This window comes from Ruegeria sp. AN6, assembly GCF_056540425.1.
Window position 1 is genome coordinate 23355 of record NZ_JBQFWR010000027.1, and the last position, 11150, is coordinate 34504.

Consider the following 11150-nt stretch of genomic DNA (forward strand, 5'->3'; position numbering starts at 1 on the left):
GCTAGGCAAAACCAATGCATGTCGACATCACAACGCATATGGCTCGGGCTAAACGGCATGCCGTATTTGTCGTTGTCCCGCGCTTCAACCTGACCACGCTGATCACCATGATCGAAACCATGCGGATCGCAAATTACCTGGCGCCAGAACCGATGTTTTCCTGGGACATCGTCTCGTTCGACGGTCCTGAGATTGTTGCCAGCAATGGCATGACGACCGCAGTTGACACTGATTGCAGCAGCCTCACTCCGGCGGATTTTGTGTTTGTATTGGGCAGTTGGGGCACTGAGTACTACGAAAACACCACTTTACTTTCCTGGTTGCGAAAACGCGCACGCGCAGGCGAAACTGTTTGCGGTGTTGAATTGGGCAGCTACATCGTCGCGCGGGCAGGCTTGTTGGACGGCAAACCTGCAACTATTCACTGGTCCTGGTTAAGCGGGTTCCGGGAATCCTTTGATCGGGTCGATGTCCACGAGTGTCTGTTCACTATTGACGGCAAGGTAATGACGTGCGCGGGCGGGTTGGCCGGGGTCGATCTGATGCTAAGGCTGATTGAATCCATCAGCGACAGCGGCTTTTCGGGGGAGATTGCAGACCAGATGCTGCATCACCCCATTCGCGACGCCGCCTCACCCCAGCGCAGCACCATGGGTCGAAGCACGGAAACCATGCTGCCGTTGATCCGAGAAGCGATGACCCTGATCGAAGAAAACATAGAAGAGCCGCTCAAAGTGCCCCAAATCGCTGATGTTCTGGGTGTTTCTCAACGCCAGCTCGAACGTCAGTTCAAGAAGAATGTGGGTTGTACCGTCGTGCAATTCGGCTTGTTGCGCCGATTGCAGAATGCTCGCCTGCTGTTGATTTCGACCGACCTCAGTGTACGCGAGATTGCCACCGCATCAGGGTTCAATACGCTGTCACATTTTGCCTATTCATTCGGTAAATTCTTCGGCCGGCGCCCATCCGAATACCGTGAGGCATGGCCGAAAAGCGAGCCGGCACCCAGCTGGCCCGGGTCACTTTCGGATTTCTTGTCCATTTTGAACAACATCCCGGCGCAGGGTCATCCCCCGCGAGACTGACGCAGGGCATTCAGCACTGCAACTATTTCGCGATCACGTTGGGCTGCCATGTCCTCGAAATCTCGGTCGCCGGCGACAGCGTTGCAGCCATCGACCATGCGATCGCGCAATTCCTTCGTCAGCTCAGGTGCCTCCAACCGGGTCCAGGGCAACTTCAGCGCCGGGCCGAACTGATCCAGGTTGGTGGCCATGCCTCCGGCACCACAGGCCACGTGAAAAGCCATACACTGACCCTGCGAGACCATACGAGGCGCCGGGCCGTTCATGAGTGCGATGTCGATGTCTTCCGGCGTTGCCTCTCCATTGGCGACCATATGCAGGGCCTCTCGCCAAAGCGCCTCTTGCAGTCGGGTCGCTACAAAGCCGGGGATCTCTTTTTTCATCATCAACGGGGCCTTGCCCGCGATTTCGTAGAATTTCCCGGCCCAAGCCACCGCCTCTGGTGATGTCTGTTCGCCGCCCACGATTTCGACCAGCGGTAACAAATAGGGTGGATTGAAGGGATGGCCGATCACACAGCGTTCCGGGGTCGCGCAAGTCGCTTGGATGTCGGTCATCATCAAGCCGGACGTGGAAGAGCCAATCACGACGTCTGTTGGCAAAATGAGCCCGAGTCGTTGATAAAGTGCCTGCTTGATCTCAAGACGCTCGGGCGCGCTTTCCTGCACAAATTCGGTGCCGTCCAGCGCAGCCTCCAAATCTGTAACGATGCGCAAGCGGTCAAGCGACGCACCGGCGGCAAGCCCCAAATCCGTCAAGCTCTTCCAAGCAGTGCGTAAGATTGCGTGAAAGGCATCGGATTCGCTCGCGTCATGCAAATAGGCGGTCACATCATAACCACGCGCAAGAAAATGCGCTGCCCAGCCGCCGCCGATGGGGCCGGCTCCAATGCTGGTGATGCGGGTGATCGATGAGGGGTCAGGATACATCACTCACCCTTGAATTTGGGTTCACGCTTTTCGACAAAAGCCGCGACACCTTCTGCCGCATCGTCAGATTTCAGCATCTTGCGGTAGATCGGCATCGGATCGGTTCGCATCTTGTGAAAGGCCTGTTCCAGCGGCACGCACTCGATCTCTCGCTGCACTTCTTTGACAGATTGCATCGCAAGAGGCGCTGACCAGGCAATCGAGGCCGCCCATTCCCGGGCCGCCGTCATCAAGTGATCCTTTGGGACCACCTTGTTGACCAACCCGTAATGCGCTGCCTCTGTAGCAGTCATGCGACGGCCTAATAGAAACATCTCCATCGCGATATTGTGCGGTATTCTCCGAGGCAGGCGTTGTAGTGCCCCCGCATCCGGAACGATGCCCAAAGGCATTTCAGGCAGGCCAAATTCCACATGGTCTGCCGCAATCAGCAGATCACAGGCCATGGCCATTTCGAAACCACCGCCGATGGCAAGACCGTTGATGGCAGCGATAACCGGCTTGTTGAGCGCCCAATTCTCGGTCAGACCCGTGAACCCGCCGAATCCGTAGTCATCACTCTCCCACCAGCTGTCGAGCTGCATCTCACCCTCATTCAGGGCCTTCAAATCCCATCCGGCCGAGAAAATCCGATCTCCGCCCCCGGTCAGGATCGCGCAACGCAAGTCCTTGTCTTCGTGCAACTCCTGAAACGCCGCGGCCAAGGCCTGACTGGTGGGCACGTCAATTGCGTTTACCTTGCCCCGCTCTAGCGTAACTTCCAGAACGTGGCCGTCGCGGCTTACCTTGACTCCATCTTGCATGGCTTCAGCCCTCCTTGAATTCCGGCATGACCTCGTCGCAGAACATGCGCAAGGATCGCTGCTGGGCCGCGTGATCGAGCCCCATCGACGCGTAGTAGATGAATTCGTTGACACCCAAAGCCTCATAGCACTTGAGCTTGGTGATGATAGTGTCCGGATTTCCGAACATGAGGTTTTCCTCTAGCATCAGCGGATCGTATTGCTCGCGCCCTTCGATCTCGTCAAGCGACAGCGGGGCGGGGAAACCGTTCACGACATCACCAGCGTTTCGGAATAGGTTCTCGAATTGTGAGAGCAATCTGCGAATGGCCGCGAGGGCTTGTTCGCGATCAGAATCCTTGTCGTAGACACAGGCGTGCCGCATCAAAGCGAAGCGGGGGTGCCATCCATTGTCTGCCTTGGCAATAGCTTCGTCCAACTGGCGCTTGTATAGTTCAGCTTCGGCAAAGGGTCGGGTCAACGGCCAGCAATTCACATGACAGCGCTCGCGCATGGCATAGTCGTAGGTGATTGGTGATCGTGCGGCGACCCAGACGGGTACCTCGGCCTGAACCGGTTTTGGAACGGATGTTGAGGTTGGAAATTGCCAGAACTCTCCGTCATGCGCATAGTCCCCGCGCCAAAGCGCGCGCACGGCCGGTAGCATTTCTTGCATGTAGCGCCAGGCGTCGGATTGCTTGAGGCCCGGTTTCATGCGGTCAAACTCTCGCTGATAAGCCCCTGATCCGATGCCGAACTCCAGCCGCCCTCCACTGATCAGGTCGGTGAAGGCAGCCTCTCCCGCCAGGTTGATCGGATGCCAGTAGGCTGCAGTGGCCACTGCCGTACCAAGCCGGATCCGGCTGGTCTCGGACGACCACCAAGTCAGCAACTGAAACGGGTTCGGGGCAATGGTCATTTCCAGCGCGTGATGTTCGGCGGACCAGACGATATCGAAACCGCCATCTTCGGCGATCTGCACCATCTCCAAAGTGTGGCGCGCGACGTCTTTCATATCCAGACTGTTGTCGATCCGCTCCATGTTTACGGCAAGTTGGAATTTCATGCTCACCTCCCTCAGCGCATTACAAACGGGTTCGCCATCGGCTCATCCGATGTGTTCATCCAGACCGTCTTGGGTCGGGTGTAATCGTAGATCGCCTGGTACCCGCTTTCGCGGCCATAGCCTGATCCTTTAACGCCTCCAAACTCCGCTATCGGCGACACAACACGGTAGGTGTTCACCCAGACGATGCCGGCACGCACCGCATTTGACATGCGCAAGGATCGCGCGCCGTCGGTGGTAAAGATGCCCGCCGCCAGCCCATGTTCGGTATCGTTGGCCAGTTCCAGCACCTCAGATTCGGTCTTAAAACGCTGGACGCAAAGTACAGGGCCGAAAAGCTCTGTATCTACGATACGCAGATCCTGCCGTGGGCAGTCGATGATGGTTGGCTCGAAATATAGCCCTGCTTTGCCTTCCGGCTGCTTGCCCCCCACCAGAACTGTGCCGCCCTCTTCCTGAGCGAAGGCAACCTCGCGTTGGATGTGGTCCAACTGTCCGGAGGTGCAAAGCGGCCCCATCTGAGTTTCCTCGGCCAGTGGATCGCCAATGAGTATCTGCTGCGCCTGCGCCACCATCCTGTCGAGAAACTCATCCGCGATGTCCTCGTGCAAGTAGAGCCGCGATCCGGCGACGCAGCTTTGCCCTGTCGCGCCAAAGATACCGGCAATCGAGGCATTGACTGCACTTTCGATATTGGCGTCATCAAAAACAATGAAGGGCGACTTGCCGCCCAGTTCCAATGAGACCTCGGCAAAGTTGCGTTTTACGTTTTCCAGCACATGGCGCGCGGCATTTGGGCCACCGGTAAAAGAGACGCGCGCCACCAGAGGATGCCCGGTCAAAGCCCGTCCACAGGGCTCACCATGACCCGTTACGATGTTGACCACACCAGGCGGGATACCGGCCATTTCGACAAGTCGCCCAAACTCCAGCATGGCCGCGCTGGCATGTTCGGATGCTTTCAGAACAACCGTATTCCCGGCAGCCAATGCCGGGCCGATCTTGACCGCTACAAGGAACAATTGCGAATTCCAGGGCACCACGGCAGCAACCACGCCCAGAGGCTCGCGCTTGGTAAAGACAAACATGTCAGGTTTGTCGATGGGCAGTGTCTCGCCGCTTACCTTATCCGCACACCCAGCAAAAAAGTGGAAAAACTCGGCAATGTATTTGGCTTGCCAACGCGTTTCCTTGAGCATCTTGCCGGTGTCGATGGATTCAGTTCGTCCCAGCTCTTCGGAATGATCCGCCAGAAGATCGCCCAGCTTGCGCAGGCATTTGCCGCGCTCGGTCGGTGTCATACGCGCCCACGGCCCGCCGACAAAAGCAGTGTGCGCCGCGGTGACTGCGCGGTTGATATCATCCTCGGTTGCCTCTGGTACACGGCTCCAGACCTCACCATTGGCTGGGTTGACGCTGTCAAAAGTACCGCCATCCGCAGCGTCGACCCAGTCGCCATCAATCAGCATCTGATAGTTTTTGACATCAGCCATGGCGTGCCTCCCCCCTGATTGTTGCCTCCCTATTCATGTCTGCTTTCGCGCCTCAGGGTTATGAAAATACGACGCAGTCTGTCGAAAAATCCGGGTCTCGCATCCGATCATGGGTGCAGGCTGTTCCGAAGGGAGGCTTGGAAATGGGTAGCAAAAAGCAGGTTATCGGAGGTCCACTGGAAATTGGCGGACGAGTTCTGTCGCTGTCCCGCGCCATTCGGGCAGGTGATTTCGTTTTTCTGACAGGGCAAATTCCTATGCGAGACGGCGTGCCTATGACCGATGGCACCGTCGAAGAGCAGACCCGCGCAGTTTTGGACGACATCACCAAGACACTGGCCGAGGCAGGCTGCACCCGCGACGATGTCATCAAGGCCATGGTCTGGCTGCGGGAGCGCAACGATTTCCCTGGATTTAACGCCGTCTACGCCGACTATTTTCCAGTTGAGCCTCCAACCCGGTCGGCTGTGGTCAGCGATCTTCTGGTGGATGCCCGCGTTGAGGTCGAAGTCGTGGCCTATCGCCCCCTCAAGGACCAATCCTGATGGCCATAACACCAGACGGAACCCATTTCAAAATGACAGGACAAGAAGGTGCGCCTGTTGTGGTAATGATCCATGGGCTGGGCCTGAACCAGGATTGCTGGCAATGGACGATCCCTGCACTGTCTGGTCGCTTTCGCGTTCTCACCTATGATCTATATGGTCATGGGCAAAGTGCCCCGCCACCCGAACGCCCCAGCCTTTCAATGTTTTCACGCCAGCTAGAGAGCTTGCTGGACCACTGCGCCATCCAAAGCGCGGTTATCGCAGGGTTCTCGTTGGGTGGCATGATCGCGCGTCGGTTTGCTCAGGATGTGCCGCAACGGGTTTCAGCTCTGGTGATCCTTCATTCCCCTCACAAACGGACCGACGCCGCACAAGAGGCAATCTTGAAACGGGTGGAACAGGCACGGCGGGACGGACCAAAGGCAACGGTCGAAGCTGCGCTGAACCGGTGGTTCACCGATGCGTTCCGCCAGTCCAACCCTCGTATGATGGAGACGGTTCGTGACTGGGTCATAGCCAATGACAAAGCAATTTACCACACCATCTATCGCGTGCTGGCCGATGGTATCGACGAAATTGTTGCGCCAAGCCCGCCGATTTCTTGCCCTGCGCTGGTGATTACTGGTGATGAGGATTTCGGCAACGGGCCCGACATGGCCTTTGCCATCGCAAGCGAGATTGCGGGGGGCAGTGCACTTATCCTCCCGGGACTGCGGCATATGGCACTTGCCGAAGACCCGGACGCAGTGAACAAGCTACTCCGCAGCTTTCTCAACAATCTGGATCTGAAGCCATGAGCACCAAAATCCTCAAAGGCCTGCGTGTGTTGGATTTGAGCCGGATGCTTTCAGGTCCCTATTGTACAATGCATCTGGCGGATCACGGGGCCGAGGTGATCAAGATCGAAAGCAAGCATGGCGACACCAGCCGCGGCAACGGACCGTTCCGTCAAGACGATCCGGATCATGCCTGGGCCGGCTACTTTGTAAGTCTGAACCGCGGCAAGAAAAGCGTGCAGCTTGATCTGAAATCGCCCGAGGGCTGCGCGACTTTTCGAGAACTTGCGGCAACGGCGGATGTCATCGTCGAGAATTTCCGCCCGGGCGTGATGGAGCGCCTTGGCCTGTCTTATGAAAGCCTTGCTGCCGACAACCCCCGGCTCGTCTATGCCGCGATCCGTGGCTTTGGCGACCCGCGCACAGGCCAAAGCCCCTATGCCCACTGGCCTTCGTACGATGTGGTTGCGCAGGCCATGGGCGGTCTGATGTCCGTCACCGGACCGAAAGCCGACACACCCACCAAGACCGGACCTGGGGTGGGTGACATATTCACCGGCATGATGATGGCTTTCGGTATCATGGCCGCCCTGCGCGAGGCCGAAGCGACAGGCAAAGGGCAGTTTGTGGATGTGGCCATGTATGATGCCATGATCTCGCTCTGCGAAAGAATGGTGTATTTGCATGACGTGACAGGAGAGGTGCCCGGACCGGAAGGCAACGGGCATCCATTCCTTTCCCCGTTTGGCCTCTACCCTGCAGCCGATGGTCACATCGCGCTTGGTATTGTCGATGATGCGTTTTGGCAGCTTTTGACACGGCTGATGGGGCAACCGTCACTTGGAAAAGATGACCGCTTCTCCACAAGGGCGGCCCGGGCCAACCATGCTTCCGAAGTCAACAAAATCGTAAGCGATTGGACCCGACAACGGACTAAGGAGCAATTGACGGCAACACTGGGTGGCCAGGTCCCGTTCGGCCCGATGAACACTATCTCGGACATCGCGGCCGACCCTCATGTAGCCAGCCGCGGCATGCTGGCGAAGGTCCCGCATCCGGATGCGGGACATGAACCTTGGATCGTGGCAGCAAACCCGTTGCGGTTCGGTCGGCACCACCAAGGTGCACTGACGACCCCTCCTGCGCTAGGTGAGCACAATAGCATTCTGGAAGGATTGACCCCACCGGAGTCGACGGAAACCTTAGCCGGGAAGGCGCTGCGCGACGCCTTCGGGCGCTTTGCCACCGGTGTGACAGTGGTCACTACCCGGCAGCCGGACGGGACCCCGCGCGGGTTCACGGCGAACTCATTTACCTCCGTTTCTCTCGACCCACCTCTACTCCTGGTTTGTGTCGGTAAGCAGGCCTTGTCCTTTGAAACCTTCCTGCAGGCGGATCATTTCTCGGTCAACGTCCTGGCGGACGACCAAAAAGAAATCTCGGGCCTTTTCGCGTCTCAATCAGCCAAAAAATTCGATATTGCAGCCTGGCAACCTGACGCGCGGAACATGCCTACGATCGACGGCGCGCTCGCCCGGTTCAGCTGTGCCCGACACCGATTGGTCGATGCAGGCGACCATCTGATCCTAATCGGCCGCGTGGAGGATTTCGAGACGCGCGAGGGACATCCGCTGGGCTACTTTCGCGGTGCCTATTTCGATTTAGGGCTCAACAGTGCGCTGACAGAGGCCGCTACGGCAGGTGGCGTGACCGTCGGAGCGGTACTAGCCAACGAAGATCAGGTTCTACTCGCCGTCGACAAAAGCGGGCACATCACAGTGCCGGTTGCTCCTGCAAATAACAATTCTGCAGATGGGCTGATCACCGATCTGTCAAACCGAGATTTGAGTGTAGAGCTGGCGCATCCTTATGCGGTTTATCGAATATCCAAAAGTGGTACGCAGCGGATCATCTACCACGGTAGCGTTCACGGGCAGGCCCCTGACGGCATGCAGTACTTTGATCTCGGCGACTTGCCGCTGGAACGCGTACGCGACGGGGCTGAAAATTCGATGTTGCGCCGTTACGCACAGGAAAACAGCCACGGTACATTTGGTTTTTACCACGGAACTGAAGTCGAAGGCGTCGTACACACACCGTCCGGGCACCACAGTTATCACGTTTGACAGGAGAACTAAAATGATCCCCGAATTGCGCAAGGTAGTCACCTTTGATGAAGATATTCACACAGAAGGAGGCCGACCTTCGGAACCCGTGTTGCGCATGATCGGCGTGGCAGCGGTGGTCAGAAACCCTTGGGCAGGACGTGGTTTTGTCGATGATCTTTCGGCAGAGATTCAGCGCATGGCGCCGGTTCTGGGAGAGATACTCACCAACAGGCTGATAGCTCTGGCGGGGTCGGGCGATGCGATAGAAGCCTACGGAAAAGCCTGTATCGCCGGGACAAGTTGTGAGATTGAACATGCCTCCGCGCTTATTCACACCCTGCAATACGGAAATTTTTATCGTGAGGCAGTGGGTGCAAAAAGCTACCTCGGTTTCACAAACACTCGAGGGCCCGCGAACACCCAAATTCAGATCCCGCTGATGGACAAACATGATACCGGGCGGCGGTCGCATTACCTGACGGTGCAGTTCTCGATCTACGACGCGCCGGATGTGGATGAACTTGTTGTGGCACTGGGGGCATCGACCCGTGGTCGCCCGCACCACCGGATCGGTGACCGATACTCAGACCTCGCTGCCTTGGGAAGGGATGTGGAGAACCCGGCTGGGGTTTAGTTTGTTTCGATAAGTATCGCTTACCGTATATCAAAGATGCGGTTACCAGATCCTAAAGAGCAGTCCCCACTGCCTTGAACTCTGTGATTGCGGTTCGGCTCGTGCGTCCAGCAGCTGTTCCTCGACACAATGCTGCGAGATCGCCCTTGATATCTGTTAGCTCCAGGGCACCACTACGCTACGGCGCGATCAATCGCGCGACTACCTCATTTCGGTTTACTTGTACCGCGACAAACCTCTTATCTGCCACGGCCGCATGTCCAGCGTCCTGAGTATTTGAGACGTACTGTCGACCTGATCATCGTAGCGGCCTTGTGGGAACTCACCCATCTCCTTTAGATAAGTTTCAAGCCAAGGCAACGATTTCGGAAGGCGGACGAATCCAGCCTCAATCTTTGCGCATTGAACTGACATGCGCTCTACTTTGTCGCCCTTGACGTCCAGTCCCTGAACGTCTCGCAAACCGTCCCGCAGCAGATCGGTCCCGAGCGCAAAACCGACGCCGGCTTTCTCGACAACGATCAGCCTAGGCTTGAATTTCTGACGTAGCGCGCGGGCCGCGCGCACCAGATCCGGGTAATCATATTGCGCCCTGTGCACGTCAAGCAGGTCGATGTGGTTGTTGATCAACCCCCACGTCGTGCAAACGGAATAATCGTTGTCGATGCCCGGAACCGAAGCTGTGTCCCAGCTTTGCACAACCGCTTCATACTGGCCGGGGCGCGGGGGTCCGTCATAGGAACAGAACCATTCCGTTTTCACCAGATTGCCACCTGGCAGAACAGGCGACTGCTGATACTGTGCCTCGAATGCCGCCGTCCCCAGCTCCCGGCGGATGCGCTCCAGTTCCGCCGCGTCGACACGTTCTTCATGGAGTAGATCTCCAATTTGCCTCTCCCAGACAGCTCCGTTACCAAGGGGCAGGACCTGTGGCTCGGTGGCGATCGCCGGCAGGTTCAGAACCTCCCAGTCACCAAGTGGAAGCAGCCGCCCGATCAGATCATCCACGTGCAGCCTCTGGGCGATAATCACAATGGCACCCTCTTTTGGATTGTTCAGCCGGCTCGCAGCGGTATTTCGCAGCCAGGTGTGACTATTGTCGCGCTTGACGAGTGACAATGCGTCATCAGCCTTCATGAGATCATCATAGATCAGAATATTGCCGCCTTTTCCTGTCAGCGTACCGCCAACTGACGTGCCGATCCGGCGGCCTTTTTTTGTAGTGTGAAACTCATCAGCTGCAGTCTTTGAAGGATCAATCAACGTCCACGGAAAGGTATGGCGGTAAAAGGCCGCACGCATCAGGGCGCGTGTCTGCCGACCAAAATCTTCTGCGAGGTTGCTGCTGTAACTGGCGCAGACAACCTTTCCCGAAGGGTTCCTGCCCAGAAGCCAGGCGGGAAAGGTCACACTGGCAACCTGTGATTTCATGAAGCGCGGTGGCAGCGTGATGATCAGCCGTTTTGTTTTGCCTGTCGCGACCTTTTCAAGCACGTGACAAAGCGCCCTGAGGTATAGACCGTCGATGAACTCCTCCCCGTGGTTGAGAATTGGAAAGCTACGGCGCACGAAAGCGTAGAGGCTGTTGCCGTAAACTTTCCGGACATCGTCATCAGAAATTTTCATCTGATGCCTCCTTCCTAGGCTCCAGACTCATTGATTTACAGCCAGAACAGCACGGTAGCTGCTAGAGCGATAGCCGAGAGGAATACCTTTGGGCATCTGTCAT

The 11150-nt window shown here is 57.1% G+C and carries 10 protein-coding genes; 5 read left to right on the forward strand and 5 right to left on the reverse strand.

All coding sequences use genetic code 11. The annotated features are described in order from the left end of the window. Positions 1 to 14 precede the first annotated feature (14 nt). A complete protein-coding gene (locus ACR0MQ_RS22085; RefSeq protein WP_058279874.1) occupies positions 15 to 1085 on the forward strand; it encodes a GlxA family transcriptional regulator in 1071 nt (356 codons plus the stop codon). On the opposite strand, the gene ACR0MQ_RS22090 is transcribed toward ACR0MQ_RS22085, so the two are convergent. The 4 genes from ACR0MQ_RS22090 to ACR0MQ_RS22105 are packed head-to-tail and all read right to left on the reverse strand — an operon-like array spanning position 1067 to position 5355. Beyond that, the gene (locus ACR0MQ_RS22090; RefSeq protein WP_480610940.1) at positions 1067 to 2014 is read right to left on the reverse strand and encodes a 3-hydroxyacyl-CoA dehydrogenase NAD-binding domain-containing protein; all 948 of its coding nucleotides are present in this window, start codon (positions 2012 to 2014) and stop codon (positions 1067 to 1069) included. The two genes, ACR0MQ_RS22085 and ACR0MQ_RS22090, sit on opposite strands and share 19 nt — an antisense overlap. Beyond that, positions 2014 to 2817: a carnitinyl-CoA dehydratase gene (locus ACR0MQ_RS22095; protein ID WP_480610943.1), complete on the reverse strand. Its 804-nt coding sequence runs from the start codon at positions 2815 to 2817 to the stop codon at positions 2014 to 2016. The genes ACR0MQ_RS22090 and ACR0MQ_RS22095 overlap by 1 nt, the downstream gene beginning before the upstream one ends. A 4-nt stretch (positions 2818 to 2821) precedes the next feature. Next, complete coding sequence (locus ACR0MQ_RS22100) at positions 2822 to 3862, reverse strand: LLM class flavin-dependent oxidoreductase (RefSeq protein ID WP_480610946.1); 1041 nt, start codon at positions 3860 to 3862, stop codon at positions 2822 to 2824. Positions 3863 to 3873: 11 nt separating this feature from the next. Further along, positions 3874 to 5355: an aldehyde dehydrogenase gene (locus ACR0MQ_RS22105; RefSeq protein WP_480610949.1), complete on the reverse strand. Its 1482-nt coding sequence runs from the start codon at positions 5353 to 5355 to the stop codon at positions 3874 to 3876. 143 nt (positions 5356 to 5498) lie between these two features. Here ACR0MQ_RS22105 and ACR0MQ_RS22110 point away from each other — a divergent pair, with 143 nt between their 5' ends. Genes ACR0MQ_RS22110 through ACR0MQ_RS22125 form a run of 4 tightly spaced genes read left to right on the forward strand, consistent with a single transcriptional unit; the run spans position 5499 to position 9421 of the window. Next, positions 5499 to 5900, forward strand: coding sequence for a RidA family protein (locus tag ACR0MQ_RS22110; RefSeq protein WP_058280324.1), 402 nt, complete (start codon positions 5499 to 5501; stop codon positions 5898 to 5900). After that, on the forward strand, positions 5900 to 6700 hold the full coding sequence (locus tag ACR0MQ_RS22115; RefSeq protein ID WP_480610952.1) for an alpha/beta fold hydrolase: 801 nt from the start codon (positions 5900 to 5902) through the stop codon (positions 6698 to 6700). The genes ACR0MQ_RS22110 and ACR0MQ_RS22115 overlap by 1 nt, the downstream gene beginning before the upstream one ends. Next, on the forward strand, positions 6697 to 8805 hold the full coding sequence (locus ACR0MQ_RS22120) for a CoA transferase (protein ID WP_480610955.1): 2109 nt from the start codon (positions 6697 to 6699) through the stop codon (positions 8803 to 8805). The genes ACR0MQ_RS22115 and ACR0MQ_RS22120 overlap by 4 nt, the downstream gene beginning before the upstream one ends. A 13-nt stretch (positions 8806 to 8818) precedes the next feature. Continuing rightward, positions 8819 to 9421 carry an amino acid synthesis family protein gene (locus tag ACR0MQ_RS22125; RefSeq protein WP_480610958.1) on the forward strand — a complete coding sequence of 201 codons (603 nt, stop codon included), beginning with the start codon at positions 8819 to 8821 and terminating at the stop codon, positions 9419 to 9421. A 216-nt stretch (positions 9422 to 9637) separates the two neighbouring features. Here the strand turns inward: ACR0MQ_RS22125 and terL are convergent, their stop codons facing one another. Next, positions 9638 to 11047 carry a phage terminase large subunit gene (terL, locus tag ACR0MQ_RS22130; RefSeq protein WP_480610961.1) on the reverse strand — a complete coding sequence of 470 codons (1410 nt, stop codon included), beginning with the start codon at positions 11045 to 11047 and terminating at the stop codon, positions 9638 to 9640. Positions 11048 to 11150: the final 103 nt, after the last annotated feature.